Source organism: Qipengyuania gaetbuli, assembly GCF_020171365.1.
Lineage (GTDB): Bacteria > Pseudomonadota > Alphaproteobacteria > Sphingomonadales > Sphingomonadaceae > Qipengyuania > Qipengyuania gaetbuli_B.
The window spans coordinates 1,373,540-1,391,820 of sequence record NZ_JAIUZO010000002.1; the positions used below are offsets into that span (position 1 = coordinate 1,373,540).

General features: G+C 65.6%; 19 protein-coding genes and 1 tRNA gene. 6 read left to right on the forward strand and 14 right to left on the reverse strand.

The window, feature by feature from the left end:
* Positions 1-59 precede the first annotated feature (59 nt).
* Positions 60-1,259, reverse strand: a complete 1,200-nt coding sequence (gene sucC, locus LCL94_RS07375; RefSeq protein WP_224831640.1) for an ADP-forming succinate--CoA ligase subunit beta — start codon at positions 1,257-1,259, stop codon at positions 60-62.
* Between the two features lie 121 nt (positions 1,260-1,380).
* On the opposite strand from sucC, the gene LCL94_RS07380 reads away from it, so the two are divergent.
* Positions 1,381-2,163, forward strand: coding sequence for a 3'(2'),5'-bisphosphate nucleotidase CysQ (locus LCL94_RS07380; protein WP_224831641.1), 783 nt, complete (start codon positions 1,381-1,383; stop codon positions 2,161-2,163).
* A 62-nt stretch (positions 2,164-2,225) separates the two neighbouring features.
* Here the strand turns inward: LCL94_RS07380 and LCL94_RS07385 are convergent, their stop codons facing one another.
* Positions 2,226-2,918 (reverse strand): OmpA family protein, encoded by a 693-nt coding sequence (locus tag LCL94_RS07385; protein ID WP_160608673.1) that lies wholly within the window; start codon positions 2,916-2,918, stop codon positions 2,226-2,228.
* 166 nt (positions 2,919-3,084) lie between these two features.
* On the opposite strand from LCL94_RS07385, the gene LCL94_RS07390 reads away from it, so the two are divergent.
* Positions 3,085-4,410, forward strand: a complete 1,326-nt coding sequence (locus LCL94_RS07390) for a hemolysin family protein (protein ID WP_224831642.1) — start codon at positions 3,085-3,087, stop codon at positions 4,408-4,410.
* 42 nt (positions 4,411-4,452) lie between these two features.
* Here LCL94_RS07390 and LCL94_RS07395 read toward each other — a convergent pair whose 3' ends face one another.
* The 11 genes from LCL94_RS07395 to LCL94_RS07445 are packed head-to-tail and all read right to left on the reverse strand — an operon-like array spanning position 4,453 to position 14,378.
* Positions 4,453-4,863 (reverse strand): DUF3035 domain-containing protein, encoded by a 411-nt coding sequence (locus LCL94_RS07395; protein WP_160608675.1) that lies wholly within the window; start codon positions 4,861-4,863, stop codon positions 4,453-4,455.
* Positions 4,860-5,402, reverse strand: coding sequence for a signal peptidase II (gene lspA, locus LCL94_RS07400; protein WP_224831643.1), 543 nt, complete (start codon positions 5,400-5,402; stop codon positions 4,860-4,862). The genes LCL94_RS07395 and lspA overlap by 4 nt, the downstream gene beginning before the upstream one ends.
* A complete protein-coding gene (gene ileS / locus LCL94_RS07405; RefSeq protein WP_224831644.1) occupies positions 5,399-8,293 on the reverse strand; it encodes an isoleucine--tRNA ligase in 2,895 nt (964 codons plus the stop codon). Before ileS ends, lspA begins: the two co-directional genes overlap by 4 nt.
* Before the next feature lie 41 nt (positions 8,294-8,334).
* Entirely contained in the window at positions 8,335-9,390 is a 1,056-nt protein-coding gene (locus LCL94_RS07410) for a glycerophosphodiester phosphodiesterase family protein (RefSeq protein ID WP_224831645.1), read from the reverse strand.
* Positions 9,387-10,313, reverse strand: a complete 927-nt coding sequence (locus LCL94_RS07415; protein WP_224831646.1) for a bifunctional riboflavin kinase/FAD synthetase — start codon at positions 10,311-10,313, stop codon at positions 9,387-9,389. Before LCL94_RS07415 ends, LCL94_RS07410 begins: the two co-directional genes overlap by 4 nt.
* Positions 10,310-11,491, reverse strand: coding sequence for a dipeptidase (locus LCL94_RS07420; RefSeq protein ID WP_224831647.1), 1,182 nt, complete (start codon positions 11,489-11,491; stop codon positions 10,310-10,312). Before LCL94_RS07420 ends, LCL94_RS07415 begins: the two co-directional genes overlap by 4 nt.
* Entirely contained in the window at positions 11,488-11,976 is a 489-nt protein-coding gene (locus LCL94_RS07425; protein ID WP_224831648.1) for a dihydrofolate reductase, read from the reverse strand. Before LCL94_RS07425 ends, LCL94_RS07420 begins: the two co-directional genes overlap by 4 nt.
* Entirely contained in the window at positions 11,973-13,031 is a 1,059-nt protein-coding gene (locus LCL94_RS07430) for a 5-(carboxyamino)imidazole ribonucleotide synthase (RefSeq protein WP_224831649.1), read from the reverse strand. Before LCL94_RS07430 ends, LCL94_RS07425 begins: the two co-directional genes overlap by 4 nt.
* On the reverse strand, positions 13,031-13,513 hold the full coding sequence (gene purE, locus LCL94_RS07435; RefSeq protein ID WP_224831650.1) for a 5-(carboxyamino)imidazole ribonucleotide mutase: 483 nt from the start codon (positions 13,511-13,513) through the stop codon (positions 13,031-13,033). The genes LCL94_RS07430 and purE overlap by 1 nt, the downstream gene beginning before the upstream one ends.
* A gap of 1 nt (position 13,514) precedes the next feature.
* Positions 13,515-14,201, reverse strand: a complete 687-nt coding sequence (gpmA, locus tag LCL94_RS07440; RefSeq protein WP_224831651.1) for a 2,3-diphosphoglycerate-dependent phosphoglycerate mutase — start codon at positions 14,199-14,201, stop codon at positions 13,515-13,517.
* Between the two features lie 33 nt (positions 14,202-14,234).
* Positions 14,235-14,378, reverse strand: a complete 144-nt coding sequence (locus LCL94_RS07445) for a hypothetical protein (RefSeq protein ID WP_170290017.1) — start codon at positions 14,376-14,378, stop codon at positions 14,235-14,237.
* 112 nt (positions 14,379-14,490) lie between these two features.
* On the opposite strand from LCL94_RS07445, the gene LCL94_RS07450 reads away from it, so the two are divergent.
* The 4 genes from LCL94_RS07450 (at position 14,491) to LCL94_RS07465 (ending at position 17,951) form a co-directional block, all read left to right on the forward strand.
* Positions 14,491-14,565 (forward strand) — tRNA-Thr (locus LCL94_RS07450).
* Positions 14,566-14,752: 187 nt separating this feature from the next.
* Positions 14,753-15,922: an acyl-CoA dehydrogenase family protein gene (locus LCL94_RS07455; RefSeq protein ID WP_224831652.1), complete on the forward strand. Its 1,170-nt coding sequence runs from the start codon at positions 14,753-14,755 to the stop codon at positions 15,920-15,922.
* Between the two features lie 32 nt (positions 15,923-15,954).
* Positions 15,955-16,422 carry a PH domain-containing protein gene (locus tag LCL94_RS07460; protein ID WP_224831653.1) on the forward strand — a complete coding sequence of 156 codons (468 nt, stop codon included), beginning with the start codon at positions 15,955-15,957 and terminating at the stop codon, positions 16,420-16,422.
* Entirely contained in the window at positions 16,422-17,951 is a 1,530-nt protein-coding gene (locus LCL94_RS07465) for a PH domain-containing protein (RefSeq protein WP_224831654.1), read from the forward strand. Before LCL94_RS07460 ends, LCL94_RS07465 begins: the two co-directional genes overlap by 1 nt.
* On the opposite strand, the gene LCL94_RS07470 is transcribed toward LCL94_RS07465, so the two are convergent.
* On the reverse strand, positions 17,948-18,241 hold the full coding sequence (locus LCL94_RS07470) for a GNAT family N-acetyltransferase (RefSeq protein WP_224831655.1): 294 nt from the start codon (positions 18,239-18,241) through the stop codon (positions 17,948-17,950). The two genes, LCL94_RS07465 and LCL94_RS07470, sit on opposite strands and share 4 nt — an antisense overlap.
* Positions 18,242-18,281: the final 40 nt, after the last annotated feature.

The following is an 18,281-nucleotide window of genomic DNA, read 5'->3' on the forward strand; positions in this document are numbered from 1 at the left end:
GGCGGACCCTGTCGCCAGAGCCCGCCCTTGGTAATCTTCCAGTGCCTTCAGGCAGCCCCTCAGGCGGCCTTCTTCACTTCCGCGACGATCTTCTTCGCCGCATCGCCGAGGTCGTCGGCGCTCACGATCGGCAGGCCCGAGTTTTCGAGGATGTCCTTACCCTGCTGGACATTGGTGCCTTCGAGGCGGACCACCAGCGGAACCGACAGGTTCACATCCTTCGCCGCCTGGACGATGCCATTGGCAATGACGTCGCACTTCATGATGCCGCCGAAGATGTTGACGAGGATGCCCTCGACCGCCGGGTCCTTGAGGATGATCTTGAACGCCGCGGTAACCTTCTCGGTGGTGGCGCCGCCGCCCACGTCGAGGAAGTTCGCCGGGAAGGCGCCGTTGAGCTTGATGATGTCCATCGTCGCCATGGCGAGGCCGGCACCGTTGACCATGCAGCCGATGTTGCCGTCGAGCTTGATGTAGGCGAGGTCGTATTCGCTCGCTTCGACTTCGGCCGGGTCTTCCTCGGTTTCGTCGCGCATCGCTTCAACGTCCTTGTGACGATAGAGCGCATTGCCGTCGAAGCTCATCTTGGTGTCGAGCACCAGCAGGTCGCCCTTGTCGGTTTCGACCAGCGGGTTGATCTCGAGCATTTCCATGTCGAGGTCCATGAAGGCGGTGTAAAGCTGCTTGGCCAGCTTCTGGCACTGCTTGTTGGTCTCGCCCGTCAGCTTGAGCGCGAAGGCGACCGCGCGGCCGTGGTGGGGCATGAAGCCCTGCGCCGGGTCGATCGTGATGGTGGTGATCTTCTCGGGCGTGTTGTGGGCCACGTCCTCGATGTCCATGCCGCCCTCGGTCGAGGCGATCATCGCGACCTGGCCGCTGGCACGGTCGACCAGCATCGAAAGATAGTATTCCTTGGCGATGTCGACGCCGTCGGTGACGTAGAGGCGGTTGACCTGCTTGCCTTCGGCGCCGGTCTGGATGGTGACCAGCGTGTTGCCGAGCATTTCCTTCGCGTTGGCTTCGACTTCCTCGATGCTCTTCGACAGGCGGACGCCGCCCTTCGCGTCGGGACCAAGTTCCTTGAACTTGCCCTTGCCGCGGCCACCGGCGTGGATCTGGGCTTTCACCACGTAGAGCGGGCCGAGCAGCTGTTTGGCACCTGCGACCGCTTCTTCGACGGTAAGGGCGGCGTGACCGGCGGGAATCGCAATGCCGTACTTCGCCAGCAGTTCCTTGGCCTGGTATTCGTGAATGTTCATGTCGGGCTTTCGTCCTTCGCGTAATGGCGCGGCTGGAGGGATAGAGAGTCGCGTGGGCGCATAAGCATGTCTGGCGGCGCTTGAAAAGTGCGACTTTCGGGTGCAGGGGCGCACGCCATCCATGATCGACGACAAGCGACTCGAATCGATCGTCTCCGAAGCGGGGCGGATCGCACTCGACCTCTGGCCGGGGGCGGGTGCCGACGTGCGCATCTGGGAGAAGACTCCCGGCAGTCCCGTGTGCGAGGCGGACCTCGCCGTCGACACCTTCCTGAAGCGCGAACTGGGCGCACTCTTACCCTCGGCAGGCTGGCTGTCCGAAGAGACGGCAGATGATCCCGCCCGGCTCGAACGCGATCTCATCTGGCTGGTCGATCCGATCGACGGGACCCGCGATTTCATTCGCGGCAGGGCCGGCTGGGCCGTGTCGGTCGCGCTGATTTCGAACGGCCGTCCGCTGATCGGCTCGCTCTGCGCGCCCGCCCGGGGCGAGGTATGGCAGGCCGTCGCAGGCAAGGGCGCGACGCGCAACGGCGCGAAGCTGGAGGCATCGAACCGGCTCGAGTTCGCAGGCGCGCGCGTGCCTGCTGCCGACCTGATGAAGCAGGACCGGATACTGACCAAGGTCGACCAGCCCAATTCCATCGCCCTGCGCATCGCGATGGTCGCCGCCGATGAGGCGGATCTCGTGGCGACCCTGCGCTGGGGTTTCGAATGGGATATTGCCGCTGCTGCGCTCGTCGCGCGAGAAGCAGGGGCAGCCGTGTCCGATGCGTTCGGCCGCAAGCTCGATTACAACAAGCGCGACCCGCGCGCCTTCGGCCTCATCGCCAGCGCGCCGGGCATTCACGGCGCCACAGTCGATCACCTGTCAGACCGCGCCGCGACGTTCTCGCGCGCATAGAAAAAGGGACCGGGTTCGACCCGGCCCCTTCCTCTGCGACACTATCCGAAGGGCTCGGCTCTTCAGTTGCCCTGTTGGGCGGCTTCGACGTCTTGCTGGTCGAAGGGGATGATCTTGATTTCGACGCGGCGGTTGAGCGGCTCGTTGACGTTGTCGCCGGTCTGCACTGCAAGGCGCGTTTCGCCGAAACCCATCCAGCGGATGCGCGACGAGCTGACACCGCGCGAGGTCAGGTAGTTGGCAACGGCCTGCGCGCGCTGTTCCGAAAGGCGCTGGTTGAAGTCCGAAGCGCCGACCGTGTCGGTATAGCCGTACACGTCGATCAGGCTGTTGGGATACTGGACCAGGTTCGCCGCGACATTGTCGAGCGTGCGGCGGAAGGTCTCGTTGATGTTGGAGCTGCCGGTGGCGAAGGTAACGCCGTTCGGCAGGTTGACGAGAATCGCCTCGCCGCCATCGGTTTCGGTCACATCGACGCCTGAACCGGCGGTCTGTTCCTTCAGTTCCTTGATCTGCTGGTCCATGCGGTAGCCGACGTAACCGCCAGCTGCGCCGCCTGCGACCGCGCCGACGATACGGCCGGTCTTGCCGCCGATGACGCCGCCCAGCAGGCCGCCGGCAACCGCGCCGCCGAGACCGCCGAGGACGGTGCGCGAAACCTTCTGCTCACCCGTATTCGGGTCGGTGACGCAGGCCGAGGTGCCCATCAGGGCCACTGCCGAGAAACCTGCGAGGAAAATGCGTGATTTTTTCATATGTCGTTCCCCTTGTCAGAGTGCGGCACCGGCCTCTTGTTCTTTCCTGCCGGAACCGCGCATGGCGGGACGCGCCCACCAGCGCCTCTGAAGCTTCTAACAAGCGAACCGCCTACGTGTTCCGCGAAGCGCTGGCATGAGGCCATATTTGTGCTAGCGCAGCAGTGTGACACCTTTCCCCTGGACCGACCTTCTCATTATCGCCGGGCTGATCTTGCTCAACGGCGTCTTCGCCATGAGCGAGCTCGCCATCGTTTCGGCGCGCACCGCGCGGCTGCGTTCGGCCGCCCAGCAGGGCAGCGCCGGCGCGAAGGCCGCGCTGGCGCTCGCTGCCGACCCGGGCAAGTTCCTCTCGACCGTGCAGATCGGCATCACGCTGGTCGGTATCATTGCCGGTGCCTATTCCGGCGCGAGCCTTGGCGGACCCGTGGGCGAGCGGCTTGCGGCGCTCGGTGTCCCGACCGACTGGGCCAGCGAAGCCGGCTTCGCGCTGGTCATCGCGCTGACCACCTATTTCAGCCTCGTCATCGGCGAACTCGTCCCCAAGCAGGTCGCCCTGCGCGCCGCCGTCCCGATTGCGACTGCCATGTCGCTGCCCATGGCCCTGCTGGCGCGCGTGGCAGCACCGCTCGTCTGGCTGCTCGACACCTCGTCGAGCGTGATCATACGCGCGCTGGGCGTGCGCCCCGCAGGGCAGAGCTCGGTCACGGCGGAAGAACTTCACATGCTGTTCGCCGAAGCGACCAAGACCGGCATCATCGAACACGAACAGCACCAGATGCTGGCGGGCGTGGTCCGTCTCGCCCAGCGCCCCGTGCGCGAGGTGATGACGCCGCGGACCGATGTCGACTGGCTGGATATCTCGGCCGACGAGGAAGCGATTGCGTCCCTGCTTGCGGAAAGCCCGCATTCGGTCTGGCCGGTTGCCGACGGATCGCCCGACAAGGTCGTCGGGCTCGTGCGCGTGCGTGAAATCCTTGCCGCGCAGGTCGCGGGCGAGCCGGTGGTGCTTGCCGACCTGCTGCACCGGGCGGAGGTCGTGCCCGACCAGCTCGACGCGGTCGATGCGCTGCGCGTCCTGCAGCAGGCCGATGTCGCCATGGCCATGGTGCATGACGAATACGGCCATCTCGACGGAATTGTCACGCCGGTGGACCTGCTGACCGCGCTGGTCGGCGATTTCGCCAGCGATCAGGACCCGGGCGATGCGCCGGGCATCGTCGAGCGTGCGGATGGCTCGCTACTGGTGGCTGGCTCGCTCAGCGCCGATGCGCTCGCCGACCGGCTCGGGCTCGATTACGGCGACGATCGCGAGTTCGCGACCGTGGCGGGATTCGTCCTCGCCGTGCTCAAGAAGCTGCCGGTCGAAGGCGAATGGTTCGAGGAGCAGGGCTGGCGGTTCGAAGTGGTCGACCTCGACGAACGGCGGATCGACAAATTGCTCGTCACGTCACTGGGACCGGCAAAACCGGTCGACCAGGACGACGGCTAGGTCTGCCGCACCCGCCGCCAAGCGGGTGCGAACATCACTGCATCAGCCGGGAATGACGGCCTGTGCCGAAGCGCCGTCGCCTTCGGGGGCGGCGACGATGTCGCGCACCACGGTGCCCTTGGCGACCGTGTTGGTGCCCGCGCTACCGACCGCGCTGCGGATGCCCGGTTCGGGCGTGCCGGCACGATCGAGCACCGAGGTTTCCACGCTGCTGCGCGGAGCCGGACCGCCGAACAGTGCATCGAGTGCCTGCTCTGCGGCAGTGCCTTCGGCCGGGCGCGGTGCGCCTGGTGCCGGGGGCACGAGGTTGAAGTCCGGCGGCACGACCAGCGGGGCTGCGCGCTGCACGGCGAATTCGTCGGGACGGTCGCGGTTGAGGAAACCGCCGCTGCCACAGGCGGCGAGCGTGCTCGCGGCTGCGCTCACGAGGGCGATGCGGGTGATAGTCTTCATGTATTGCTCTCCGCGGCGTCTGCCGGCTTGCCGTCCATCATGTCGTCGACGTCCTTGTCGCGCATGAAGAACGCGCGGGCAAGGATGATAACGACACCGATGGTGATAGCGGCATCGGCGATATTGAAAATGAGGAAGGGGCGGAATTCCCCGATATGGAAATCGGCGAAGTCGAGGACGTAGCCGAGCTCGTAGCGATCCTTGATGTTGCCGAGCGCGCCGCCGAGGATCAGCGACAGGCCGAGAATATCCCCGAACAGCTTCTCGCGGAACATCCAGACGGTGACCAGCAGCGCGATCAGTCCGGTCACGCCGACCAGCGCCCAGCGCGTTTCGGGGCTGGTCGCCTCGAACATGCCCAGCGACACGCCATAATTGTGGACGCGGTAGAAATCGAAGAAGGGCAGCAGGTCGAGCTTGTCGCCCGGCACCTCGAGGCCCAGCGGGCCGTCGACCCACCATTTGGTGAGCTGATCCGCGGCATAGATCGCAAAGGCGATGGCGACGCCGATCAGGCGATTGCGCAGGACAGGGGTCATTGGCCCGCACTCCCGGCAGCATCCATCAGTTCGATCACGTCCTCGCAGCGATCGCACAGCGCGCCGTCCTCGGGGACCGAGGGAAGCAGGCGCCAGCAGCGGCCGCATTTGTGTTCGCCGGTTCGCGTGACAGTCACGCTGTCGCTATCGCCGCGTGTGACTGACGCGGTGATGAACAGTTCGGCGAGGTCTTCGTCGCTGAAGCCTTCCGGAACTGCGGCAGCGGGCACGACCACGTCGGCCTCGAGGCTGGACCGGATGGTCTTGTCGCGGCGCAGCGGCTCGATAGCCTCGGTGACCTTTTCGCGAAGCGCCCGCAGCTTGTCCCAGCGCGCGCCGTCGGCGGTGACGCCCGGGACCGCCGGCCAGTCGAGCAGGTGCACGCTGCCGCCATCGGGATAGCGCGTGGTCCAGGCCTCTTCCGCGGTGAACACCAGCACCGGCGCGGCATAGCGAACGAGCGCGTGGAACAGGAGGTCGAGCACGGTGCGATAGGCATTGCGCTTCACGCTATCCGGCCCGTCGCAATAGAGGCAGTCCTTGCGGATATCGAAGTAGAAGGCCGACAGGTCCTCGTTGCAGAAATCGACCAGCAGGCGGGTGTAGGTGTTGTAGTCGTAGCTTTCGAGCGCGGCCTTCAGCTTGCCGTCGAGATCGGCCAGCAGCGCGAGGACGTAGCGCTCGAGCTCGGGGATTTCGCCCACATCGCCCATGTCGCCGACGAAGCCGTCGAGCGCGCCGAGCAAATAGCGGAAGGTGTTGCGCAGGCGACGGTACTGGTCGCCGACACCTTTCAGGATTTCATCGCCGATGCGGTGGTCTTCGGTGAAGTCGACGGAAAGCGCCCACAGGCGGATGATGTCCGCGCCGTACTGTTCCATGACCTTCAGCGGGTCGATGGTGTTGCCGAGGCTCTTCGACATCTTCTTACCGGCCGAATCCATGGTGAAGCCATGGGTCAGCACCGCGTCATAAGGCGCACGGCCGCGGGTGGCGGAGCTTTCGAGCAGGCTCGACTGGAACCAGCCGCGATGCTGGTCGCTGCCTTCGAGATAGAGGTCTGCGGGCCAGCGCTGGTCGGGCCAGCGGTCGCCTTCGAGCGTGAAGGCATGGGTGCAGCCCGAATCGAACCAGACGTCGAGAATGTCGGTGACCATCTCGAATTCGTTGGCGTCGTAATCGGGGCCGAGGAATTCGGCCTTGCGGGCCTCGTCCCAGGCATCGACGCCTTGTTGCTTCACCGCTTCGACTACGCGGGCATTGACCGCAGGGTCCTGCAGATAGGTCCCGTCGCTACGCACGAAGAGCGTGATCGGCACCCCCCATGCGCGCTGGCGCGAAAGCACCCAGTCGGGGCGGCCTTCGACCATGGAGCCGATGCGGCGGCGGCCCTTTTCAGGATAGAACTTTACCCGCTCGATCTCGCGCATGGCGATTTCGCGCAGCGTGGAGTGGTCCTTGCTGGTGAACATCGCGACGGCGGCACCGAAACCTTCGGGTGCAGCAACGTCGAAGTCGCCGGTGTCGAGCGGCTTGTCCATCGGCACGAACCACTGCGGCGTGCAGCGGTAGATGACCTTGGCCTTCGAACGCCACGAATGCGGGTAGCTATGCTGGTAGTCGTCGCTGGCCGACAGCAGCGCGCCTGCTGCGCGCAAATCCGAACAGATCGGGCCGTCGGGCGCGTTGAAAGCCTTGTTGATCACCGCGCGGCGGCGCTCGTCATTTCCACCCAGCCAAGGCCAGTCGTCGCGATAGCGCCCATCGCCCATGACCGCGAAAACCGGCTCGATGCCGTGCTCGCGGCAGAGCAGGAAGTCGTCCTCGCCATGGTCGGGCGACATATGGACAAGGCCCGTACCGCTGTCGGTGGTGACGAAATCGCCCGCGAGCAGCGGACGCGGCTTGGCGTAGAACCCGCCGAGATGGTGCATGGGATGGCGGGCAACGGTTCCGGCGAGTGCCGGGCCAAAATAGAACTCGATCGTCTCGTAATTCTGTTGGGGGGCACCTTGCGACCTTACGCGATCGCGGAACGCTTCGGAGAGGTCACGAGCTACGAGAAACCGACGACCCGTAGGTTCGGCCATTTCGTCTAGCTCGCCGAGCAGAACGTAATCCACCTCTTCGCCATAAGCCAAAGCCTGGTTCACCGGGATCGTCCAAGGCGTGGTGGTCCAGATCACCGCATGCGCGCCGACCAGTTCCGGTATCGGCGATTCCACGATCTCGAACGCCACATCGATCTGGGTCGAGGTGATATCCTCGTATTCGACCTCAGCTTCGGCCAGCGCGGTTTCCTCGACCGGCGACCACATCACGGGCTTCGATCCGCGATAGAGGTTTCCGGCCTCGACGAACTTCATCAGCTCGGCAACGATGGTCGCCTCGCTGTCGAACTGCATGGTGAGGTACGGATTGTCGAAGTCCGCCATCAAGCCCAGGCGCTTCAATTGTTCACGCTGCACGTCGACCCAGTGCTGCGCATAGGCGCGGCATTCGGCGCGGAATTCGCTGGCCGGGATTTCGTTCTTGTCGCGCTTTTTCTTGCGGAACTGTTCCTCGACCTTCCACTCGATCGGCAGGCCGTGGCAGTCCCAGCCGGGCACGAAAGGCGCATCCTTGCCGAGCAGCGTTTGCGAGCGCACCACCATGTCTTTCAGGATGCGGTTCAGCGCATGGCCGATATGCATGTCGCCATTGGCATAGGGCGGGCCGTCGTGGAGGATGAACTTCTCGCGTCCCGCGCGCGCCTCGCGCAGCTGGGCATAGAGGTTCTCTTCCTGCCAGCGCGCAAGGATCTGCGGCTCCTTCTGCGGGAGGCCGGCCTTCATGGGAAAATCGGTCTTGGGAAGGAAGACCGTGTCTTTGTAATCGCGCTGCTCGGACATAGGTGCTGGCCGTTAGGGGATTTGCGCCGCGCGATAAAGCGTCAATCGCGGTTCCTTGCCCTGCGCTGATCGAGTGCGGCCTCGCTCGCTTCCCATTCCTCCACCGTGCGATCATCGAAGCTCGGGTAGAGCGCAGGTGCAATGGTAAAGGCATCCTCCACCCAGACATAGCCGTTGAAGCTGTCGGGTATCTCGGTCAGCTGCTCGGGCAGGGTGAGGCCGCGGAGGCGGTTCTTGCCGATGGGACCGATCACGATGACCCGCCCGCCATGGGCTTCCATCCGCGCGATCAGGCGGTTGGGCCAGCCCGGAAAGGCCCATTGGGAGTTGAGCGGCACGAACAATGTCTCGCCCCGGCAGCTCTGCGGCAGGTAGCCGGTCCAGCCATAGGCGACATAGTCCTTCGAGCACTGCTTTGCGCGCTCCTGGCTCCACGCCCAGGCATCGGGATAGAACTCGCGGATGCGGTCGATCGGACCCGGATGCCCGTAGAAGCCGTCGCCGGCCTTCACCGGATCGCGGCCCGCCTTGCGCAGTTCTCGGGCGACCAGATCGGCTTCGGCTGGGTCCTTCGATTTGAAATTGACCATCAGGCGCCCGCGCGGCGGCAGGGCGGCGAGGACTTCGGCGAAGGTGGGCATCGCGCCCTTGAACTTGCCGCGAAACGGATGGGTCTTGCCGCCGTCGGCAGTGTAGCCATGGCCGATGTCGAGCGCCTTCAGTTCAGGGAGCGTCGCATCGCGCACTTCGCCCGTGCCTTCGGTCCTGCAATCGAGCGTCCAGTCGTGGAAGACGACCAGCTCGCCCTCCTTCGTGGGCGCAATGTCCACCTCGACCAGCCAAGCGCCCAGCTTCTGTGCGCGCAGCACGCTCTCGATCGTGTTCTCGAGATAGGGATGATAGGGCTCGAAGATCCGGTCGGCGGTGCAGGTGTCGCGCCCCACGCCTGCCTTGTCGTACAGCTGGTAGAGCCCGCGATGGGCAATCAGCTTGGGCGCGCCGACGGGGTCGGGGGCCAGCCAGCTGGCATTGACGAGACTGAAGACCAGCAGGGCAAGCGCGAAGGCGAGGCCGCCCCGCTTGAGGTATTTCCTCATCCGAGCAGGGCCTTTGCCCTCTCGCAGTCCTTTTCCATTTGCGCGACCAGTTCATCGAGGCTGTCGAACTTCGCTTCGCCGCGCAGGAAATGGTGGAACGCCACCTCGATTTCCTGCCCGTAAAGGTCGCCGGAGAAGTCGAAGAAATAGGGCTCGAGCAATTCCTTGGGCGGTTCGAACTGCGGGCGCACGCCGATATTGGCCGCGCCTTTCAGCACCTCGCCGGTCGACAGGATGCGGCCCGTGACGGCGTAGATGCCGTATTGCGGGCGCAGGTAATGCTCGATCGACAGGTTCGCGGTGGGATAGCCGATGGTCCGCCCGCGCTTGTCGCCATGTTCGACCACGCCGCGGATCGCGAAGGGGCGAGTGAGCAGGCGGGCGGCCTCCTGCGGGTCGCCGTCACGCAAGGCGTCGCGCACGCGGCTGGAGGATACGGGCGCGCCCTTTTCCATGACGGCCGCTACCGCGCGGGCCTCGATACCGACTTCGCGGCCCAGGGTTTCGAGCACTTCGCGATTGCCCCCGCGGCCTTTGCCGAAGGTGAAATCCTCGCCCGTCACCACGCCTGCCACGCCGAGATGTTCGGCCAGCAGGACCTTCACGAAATCCTCAGCCGTGGTCCCGGCAAGCTCGCCATCGAAATGGAACACCAGCATCGCGGTGGCACCGGCGGCGAGGTAGAGCTCCTGCCGCTGCTCCAGCGTGGTCAGGCGGAAGGGCGGGGCATCGGGCCGGAAATGGCGCACGGGATGCGGGTCGAAAGTGGCGATGATCGAGGGGCGGCCCTCGGCGCGCGCCCAGTCGATCGCTTCCTGCGCCACCGCCTGGTGGCCGAGGTGGAACCCGTCGAAATTGCCGAGCGCTATGATCGCTCCGCGCAGCGACTGCGGCAGGGCCTCGCGGTGATCGAGGAACCTCACGCGGCAGGCTCCATCGGCTCGATCCCTTCCGTCAGGACGCGCAGCGCATTGCCGCCCATTGCGGCGCGAATCTCTTCTTCAGTGAAGCCTTCATCCATTAGCGCCTGCGTTACCTGCACCAGCTGGCTGGTGTCGAACCGTGTCGTGACCGAGCCGTCGAAATCGCTGCCGAGAGCGACATGGCCGATACCGACGAGGTCGCGGATGTGGCGCATGGCCTTCGCCACCGAGCGCGGCGAGGTGTCGCACACGGCGCCCGGCCAGTAACCCACACCGATGATGCCGCCGGTCGCCGCGACGCCGCGAATCTGTTCGTCCGAAAGGTTGCGATTGACCTCGCAGGTCGCCTGCACCCCGCCATGGCTGGAGACGACGGGGCGGCGGGCTATGGACAGGATGTCGGCGACGCAGGCCGGGCTGCAATGCGCGATGTCGACAACCATGCCGAGCTCTTCCATCCGGCGGACCACTGCGCGGCCCTTGTCGGAGAGACCGCCCTTCTCGGTCCCGTGCATCGATCCGGCGAGGTCATTGTCGAAGAAATGGGTGAGGCCTGCCATGCGAAAGCCCGCCGCGTGGAGCGTGTCGAGATTGGCCGGATCGCCTTCCAGATTGTGCAGGCCCTCGATGGACAGCATCGCGCCCACGCTCGGGCGGCCCATGTCGCGCGAACGGATGAGGCGCTCGATGTCCTCGCGGCCATGGATCTGGAACAGCGTGTCGCGCTCTTCCTCTACCGCGCGGTCGAGCTTCGTTGCATGCCATAGCGAGCGTTCGAGCAGGCTGCTCCAGGTGCGGAAAGGCTGCAGCTGGCCGATCACCAGCGGGGTTATGTTGTCGGTTTCGCCAGTGTTCGAATCGTAATTCTGGCCGCGCGGCGACTTGGTCACGCTGGAAAAAACCTGCAGGGCAACATTGCCGTCCTTCAGCCGCGGGAGGTCGACATGGCCGCGGTCGGCGCGGTCCAGCAGGTCACGCTTCCACAGGAGCGTGTCCGAATGCAAATCGACGATCTGCAGCCGCGCGTGCAAGTCGCGCGCCTCCTGCGAAATCTCGATCAGCGGCTCGCCGTCGATGCGGTTGAGGTCGCGCTCGATCCAGCCCGGGCCGATGGCGAAAAACGCCACCACGCTCGTGAGCAGCAGCACGCCGATAGCGATCCCGGCCTTGCGCTTCATCCTGCGTTCTCTCCCGCGCGGCTATAGGTGAGGAAGGAATAGGCGGGGGTTTCGCCCTCGGCCGCGAAGTCCTCGCGTCCCGACAGGTCCCATTCGGGACCTAGCGGGGGCATGAAGACGTCGCCCTCGAACTCGCGGTGGATCTCGGTAAGCTCGACGCGGGCCGAATGCGGCAGGAAGACAGCGAAGATCGCCGCGCCGCCGATAACAGCCGCGTCCTCGCCTGCGGTGGCAATCGCTTCCTCGACCGAACGGACCACTTCCGCGCCGGCTGAATCCCAGCGCTCGCGCCGGGTGAGGACGATGTGGCGGCGGCCCGGCAAGAGGCCCGGCAGGCTCTCGAAAGTCTTGCGGCCCATGATCATCGGCTTGCCCATGGTCAGCGCCTTGAAGCGCTTCAGATCGGCAGGCAGGTGCCACGGCAGCTGACCGTCCTTGCCGATCGCGCCATTGGCGGCGCGGGCATAGATGCAGAACAGGCTCATGCGCGGCTGAGGCGGGTCAGATGGCCCATCTTGCGACCTTCGCGCACCTCGGCCTTGCCATAGTCGTGGACGTGGCAATCGGGCTCGGCGAGGAAGGCGTGCGCGCCCTCGATCTCGCTGCCGATGATGTTGCGCATCTCGATGCCCTTCGCGACCGTGCGCGTGTCGCCCAGCGGCAGACCGGCGACGGCGCGGATGTGGTTCTCGAACTGGCTCGTCGCCGCACCCTCGATGGTCCAGTGGCCGGAATTGTGCACGCGCGGCGCCATCTCGTTGAAGATCGGCCCTTCGCGCGTTGCGAAGAATTCGAGCGTCAGCACGCCGACATAACCGAGCGCGTCGGCAACCTCTCCGGCAAGGCGACGCGCTTCGGCCACCTGCGGTTCGACGATATCGCCGGCAGGCAGCAGCGAGGCGGCAAGGATGCCGTCCTCATGGACGTTGCGCGCGCTATCCCAGAAGCGAATCTCGCCGTCCTGACCGCGCACGAGGATGACGGAGAATTCCGCGTCGAACTCGACGAAGCCTTCGTAGATCGCGGGCACGTCGGGCAGCTTGAGCCCTGCGGCATCGCGTCCCGACATGATCCGCCACTGGCCCTTGCCGTCGTAACCGTCGCGTCGGGTCTTGAGGATGCCGGGCGCGCCGAGCCGGTCGGCGGCAGCTTCGAGGTCGGAGGGCGAATCGACTTTGGCATAGGCAGCCGGTCGCCCGCCGAGGCCTTCGACGAAGCGCTTCTCGTTCAACCGGTCCTGCGCGGTTTCGAGCGCGCGGGGGTCGGGGAAGATACGGCCGGCAGGAATTGCGCGGGCGGATTCGACCGGCACGTTCTCGAATTCCCAGGTCACCACGTCGCAGCGGGCGGCGAAAGCGGCGAGCGCAGCCTTGTCGTCCCAGCGGTTGGTGAAGAAATCCTCGCACAGCTCGCCTGCGACATTGTCGCCTTCGGGGGCGTAGCCGATGCACTTGTAGCCGATCTGGGTGGCGGCTGCTGCCATCATCCGGCCAAGCTGGCCCCCGCCGAGGATGCCGATGGTGGAGCCGCGCTTCAGCATCAGTCGTGCGGTCGCTCGGTCACGGCGGCGCTGCGTGCCGCGCGCCAGTCCTTGAGGCGGGACTTCAGTCCTTCGTCATGGCTGGCGAGGATCGCGGCGGCGAGCAGGCCCGCATTGGTCGCACCCGCCTCGCCGATGGCCAGCGTGCCGACGGGGATGCCGGCGGGCATCTGCACGATTGAAAGCAGGCTGTCCTCGCCCGACAAGGCGCGCGACTGGACGGGTACGCCGAGCACGGGGACATGGGTCAGCGCGGCGATCATGCCGGGCAGGTGCGCAGCGCCCCCGGCACCGGCAATGATGACCTCGAAGCCGGCCGCTTCCGCGCCCTTGGCGAACTCGTACATGCGGTCGGGCGTGCGGTGGGCGGAGACGATCCGCACATCGGTTTCGACCCCCAGTTCTTCCAGCACCTGCGCGGCGCAGGTCATGGTCGACCAGTCCGACTGGCTGCCCATGACGATTGCGACCTTTGCCCCCATATCAGCTGTCCTTCAGGTAATAGCGGTCCCCGACGACCGTGGTGCCATCGAAGTCGTAGACGATCGGCTGGCCGGTCGGGATCTCCAGTTCGGTGATCTCGTCGTCGGAAATGTTCGACAGGTGCTTGACCAGCGCGCGCAGCGAATTGCCATGCGCGGAGATGATCACGTTCTCGCCCTTGGCCAGCTGCGGCAGGATCGCCTCTTCCCAATAGGGCAGGACGCGCTCGATCGTCAGCTTGAGGCTTTCGGTGCGCGGCACGTCGATTCCGGCGTAACGCGGATCGTCCGACAGGTCGAATTCACTGCCCGGCTCGAGTTCGGGCGGGGGCACGTCGAAGCTACGGCGCCAGATGTGCACCTGCTCGTCGCCATGCCGCTCGCGGGTCTGCTGCTTGTCGAGGCCGGTGAGGCCGCCATAGTGGCGTTCGTTGAGGTGCCAGTCGCGCGTCACCGGGATCCACAGCCGGTCGCAAGCCTCGAGCGCCAGGTTCATAGTCTTGATCGCGCGCTTCTGCACGGAAGTGAAGGCGATCGTCGGAAGGACGCCCTTGGCTTTCATCAGCTCGCCCGCAGCGCGCGCCTCGGCTTCGCCCTTCTCGGTGAGGTCGACGTCCCACCAGCCGGTGAAGCGGTTGGCGAGGTTCCACTCGCTCTGGCCGTGGCGAACGAGGATCAGCTTGGACATGAAAGCTCCCGATTTCCCTAGGAGCACTGCGCGTTAGCGGTCCGCGTCCGGCTTGGAAACCCCGTCTGCGTCCGATTCGCGCATTTCGCGTCCCTGCGCCTTGCGGCGACGCAGGTTCTCGCGAAGTTTCGCGGCGAGGCGTTCCTCGCGGGTCATCTTTTCGTCGGCAGCGCTCATCGCGCAACCTTTTGCGAAAATCGCCTGCCTCCGCAAGCGAAGGTTGACTTTCCCGCCGGTCCTGCCAATAGCGCGCGCCTCCACCCCGCAAGGCGTCTTGCGGCGGACCAGTGCTGCTGTAGCTCAGTGGTAGAGCGCACCCTTGGTAAGGGTGAGGCCGGGAGTTCAATCCTCCCCAGCAGCACCATTTTCTCCGAAAATGAGACTTGGTTTTTCGCTCGCACCTCCGTGCGAGCGTCCTCGGCGCAGTCTCGTCGCGTTCCGCGCCGAGCGCCTGCGGGCGGGCGGTCGCCCTTGCCGGGCCTCCGCCGGCCCGGATTTTCGGTTGCACCAGCCCACTCTCGGCGGCAGTTCTCTCGCAGAGGGAGACACACATGGATTTCCGCCTGACCGAACAGCAGCGCGAACTGCAGGATGCGGCGCGCACGTTTGCGCGCAAGGAATTGCCCGATTTGGCGCGGGAGATGGAGGAGAAGGATTTCTCCGTCCCGGCAGACATGGTGCGCCGCTACGGCGAGATGGGCTTCCTCGGCGTCAACCTGCCGGAGGAATACGGCGGCCTCGGCCTCGGCCATCTCGAGGCGCTGCTGGTGCTCGAACAGTTCGCGATGATTTCGAACGCTGTCGCCTTTCCCGTGTTCGAGGCGCTGGTCGGTCCGGTGCGCACGGTCGAGCGCTTCGCCTCGGATGCATTGAAGGCGCAGATCGTGCCGCAGGTTGTCTCGGGCGAGGCCACGGTCGCGGTGTCCATGTCTGAACCCGATGCCGGTACGGCGCTGACCGACCTGACGACCCGCGCGCAGGACGCAGGCGACCATTACGTGCTCGACGGCAACAAGCGCTGGACCAGCGGGGCAGGCCATGCCCGCTATTATGTCGTCTACACGCGCCTTTCGGACGAACCCGGCGCACGCGGCATCGGCGCGCTGCTGGTGGACAAGGAGATGGAGGGCGTCGGCTTCGGCAAGCGGGAGAACCTGATGGGTTTCCGCGGCATCGAGACGCGCGACATCTCTTTCGACGGCGTGCGGGTGCCCAAGGAAAACCGGATCGTGCCGGCCGGCGGGTTCGGCAAGCTGATGAGTGCTTTCGGCCTCGAGCGCTGTGGCAACGCTACCCAGTCGCTCGGCCTTGCCGCCGGCGCGCTGGAGCAGGCGACCGAATACGTCCAGGAACGCAAGGCCTTCGGGAAGCCGATCGTCGATTTCCAGGCGGTCCAGATGCGGCTTGCCGAAATGGCCATGCAGGTCGAGGCAGCTCGGCTGCTGATCTACCGCGCCGCCGCCAATGCCGAGCACAATGCGGACGGCCTGCCGAGCGTCTATGAAAGTTCCACCGCCAAGTGCTTTGCCAACGAGATCGTGCGCAGCGTGACGGCCAATGGCATGCAGGTCATGGGCGGCTACGGCTACCACAAGGACTACGGCATGGAGCAGCGCGTGCGCGACGGTTTCGCCTGGGGCATCGCTGGCGGGACGACCGATGTGCAGAAGACCAATATCGCCGCGGCGATCGTCGGGCGAAGGTTCGATCAAAGGCGTTGATAGGCTGCGCTGTATTGCATAGATAGAACGGTATGGACCATACCGCAGATCTCACCCAGCTCGACCCGCGCTACAAGACGATGATGCGTCTGGTTGCGGGCATTACCGCCGCCTTCCTGCTGCTGGGCGCGAGTATCGCCGAAATGGCGATACCCGGCTGGACCGGTATCGTCTGGGTCCCGGCACTGCTCATCATTCTCTACCTGGTCGTGTGGCTGCCCATGCGGCGTTACGCGGCGCGCGGCTATTCGCTGGCCGAAGAACGGTTGCGGGTCGTGCGCGGGGTGCTCTTCCGCTCCGACACGGTCGTGCCCTTCGGCCGCGTCCAGCATATCGATGTCGACCAGGGACCGCTGGAGCGCGCCTTCCACCTCGCAACGCTGACCGTGCACACGGCCGGCAGCCACAATGCCTCCGTATCGCTTCCCGGCCTCGCGCACGAAGATGCGGTCGCCATGCGCGAGGAAATCCGTGCGGCCATCCGGCGCGACACCCAGTAATGCAACCGCCCGCGACCCCGCAGCGAACCGATCCGCGCAGCTTCGCCGTGCGCGCGGTGATGATGCTGTTCCAGCTCGTCGTTCCGATGGGTATCGCGGCCGTGACGATTTTCGACGAGGGCGAATTCGCCGGGCGGATCGCCTACGCCGTGCCCTTCATCGCCGCGATCATCCTCTTCAACGTGGCGGTCGCCTACCTGCAATGGACGCGGCTGACCTATACGGTGGGCGAGGCGGATATCCGCGTCGAGAGCGGCCTGCTGTCGCGCGCCGCGCGTTCCGTCCCTTACGAACGCATCCAGGACGTGAGCCTCGAGCAGAAGCTGTTGCCGCGCCTCTTCGGCCTCGTCGAAGTGAAGTTCGAGACCGGCGCAGGCGGCAAGGAAGACCTGGCGCTAACCTATCTGTCCGAAGCGGAAGGGGAGCGCCTGCGCGAACTGGTGCGCGAGCGCCGCGAGGGTGAAGCGCCTGCCATGGCAGATGCCGTTCCCGCCGAAGCCTTGCCGGAAGCTGCGCCGCTGTTCGCGATGGACGGCAAGCGCGTCCTGACCTTCGGCCTGTTCGAATTCTCGCTCGCCGTGGTGGCAGTGATCGGCGGTCTCGCGCAGCAGTTCGAATTCCTCCTGCCGTTCGACCTGTGGGACATCGACGGCTGGCAGGAGAGGCTGACCGGTCCGGGCCAGTGGCTCGCGGGGCTGGGCCCGCTGGCGCAGGTGGTCGGCATCCTTATGGCGCTCGCCAGCCTCTCGCTTGTGGGCTTTGCGACCGGAATTGTTCGCACCGCGCTGCGTGAATGGGATTTCCGGCTCGACCGCACGGCCAAGGGCCTGCGCCGCCGGCGTGGCCTGCTCACCCGCACCGACCTCGTCATGCCCGTGCACCGCGTACAGGCCTTGCGGGTCGAGACGGGCTTCCTGCGGCGCCTGTTCGGCTGGCACAGCCTCAAGGTCGTCAGCCTCGCGAGCGACAGCGGGGCGGCCAATCACGAAGCGGTGCCGTTCGGACAGATGGACGAAATCGCACCGGTGGTCGCCGAAACCGGCTTCGCCCTGCCGCCGCAGGACACAAGCTGGATGCGTGCGATGGACCGCTATCGCTTCGACAAGATCGTGCTGGCGGCCATCGTATTGCTACCGGCCACCATCGCTGCCATCTTCATTGCCGATTCGGTCCAGTGGCTGATCCCGGCGGGTATTCTCGGCGTAACCGTCGTGCACAACTGGTGGCGCTGGCGCCACGACCGGCACGCGATCGATGCCCGCCAGATCTACAGCCTGCACGGCTGGTTCTCTCCCAGCCTCGCCATCGGCTCGCGGGTCAAGCTGCAATCGGTCGAAATCCTGCAGGGCCCGATCGCACGTCGCCGCGGCTATGCGAGCCTGCTGCTGGGGCTGGCGGGCGGCAATCTGCGCGTGCACGGAATGCCGGTCGAACGCGCGCGCGAATGGCGCGCCGGCATACTCGACAGCATCGGCAGGACCGATTTTTCCGAACTGGTCGAAGCGCAGGTGGATGCGCGCGCCGCCTAGGCGCGCAAGTCCGACAGCTCCGCATGGCGGCGGAAATAGGTGTCGACATAGGAACAGTCGGGCGCAATGCGGAAACCCTGCTCGCGCGCATCGGCGATCATCGCCTTGACCAGCTTTTCGGCGATCCCCTTGCCCCGTGCCGCGGTCGGCACGAAGGTGTGCGTCGCATGGCGCACCTTGCCATCCCCCCGCCAGGTCAGTTCGGCATCGCGCGGCGCGCCTTCGACCGTGGCGAAATAGCGGCCTGCGGTTTCGCTGCCCTCGTGTTCGATGGTGATCGTATCGCTCACAAAATATCCTTTCTGTGCAAGCAACGCCGTGCGCGCTAGT

Bases quoted from the DNA above. Each gene is read 5' to 3' on its own strand.
- LCL94_RS07425 (WP_224831648.1), bottom strand. From the start codon at position 11,976: ATGAGCCTGTTCTGCATCTATGCCCGCGCCGCCAATGGCGCGATCGGC.
- LCL94_RS07455 (WP_224831652.1), top strand. From the start codon at position 14,753: ATGGATTTCCGCCTGACCGAACAGCAGCGCGAACTGCAGGATGCGGCG.
- ileS (WP_224831644.1), bottom strand. From the start codon at position 8,293: ATGTCCGAGCAGCGCGATTACAAAGACACGGTCTTCCTTCCCAAGACC.
- sucC (WP_224831640.1), bottom strand. From the start codon at position 1,259: ATGAACATTCACGAATACCAGGCCAAGGAACTGCTGGCGAAGTACGGC.
- LCL94_RS07430 (WP_224831649.1), bottom strand. From the start codon at position 13,031: ATGCTGAAGCGCGGCTCCACCATCGGCATCCTCGGCGGGGGCCAGCTT.
- LCL94_RS07410 (WP_224831645.1), bottom strand. From the start codon at position 9,390: ATGAGGAAATACCTCAAGCGGGGCGGCCTCGCCTTCGCGCTTGCCCTG.
- LCL94_RS07385 (WP_160608673.1), bottom strand. From the start codon at position 2,918: ATGAAAAAATCACGCATTTTCCTCGCAGGTTTCTCGGCAGTGGCCCTG.
- LCL94_RS07460 (WP_224831653.1), top strand. From the start codon at position 15,955: ATGGACCATACCGCAGATCTCACCCAGCTCGACCCGCGCTACAAGACG.
- LCL94_RS07395 (WP_160608675.1), bottom strand. From the start codon at position 4,863: ATGAAGACTATCACCCGCATCGCCCTCGTGAGCGCAGCCGCGAGCACG.
- purE (WP_224831650.1), bottom strand. From the start codon at position 13,513: ATGGGGGCAAAGGTCGCAATCGTCATGGGCAGCCAGTCGGACTGGTCG.
- LCL94_RS07445 (WP_170290017.1), bottom strand. From the start codon at position 14,378: ATGAGCGCTGCCGACGAAAAGATGACCCGCGAGGAACGCCTCGCCGCG.
- gpmA (WP_224831651.1), bottom strand. From the start codon at position 14,201: ATGTCCAAGCTGATCCTCGTTCGCCACGGCCAGAGCGAGTGGAACCTC.
- LCL94_RS07465 (WP_224831654.1), top strand. From the start codon at position 16,422: ATGCAACCGCCCGCGACCCCGCAGCGAACCGATCCGCGCAGCTTCGCC.
- LCL94_RS07380 (WP_224831641.1), top strand. From the start codon at position 1,381: ATGATCGACGACAAGCGACTCGAATCGATCGTCTCCGAAGCGGGGCGG.
- lspA (WP_224831643.1), bottom strand. From the start codon at position 5,402: ATGACCCCTGTCCTGCGCAATCGCCTGATCGGCGTCGCCATCGCCTTT.
- LCL94_RS07420 (WP_224831647.1), bottom strand. From the start codon at position 11,491: ATGAAGCGCAAGGCCGGGATCGCTATCGGCGTGCTGCTGCTCACGAGC.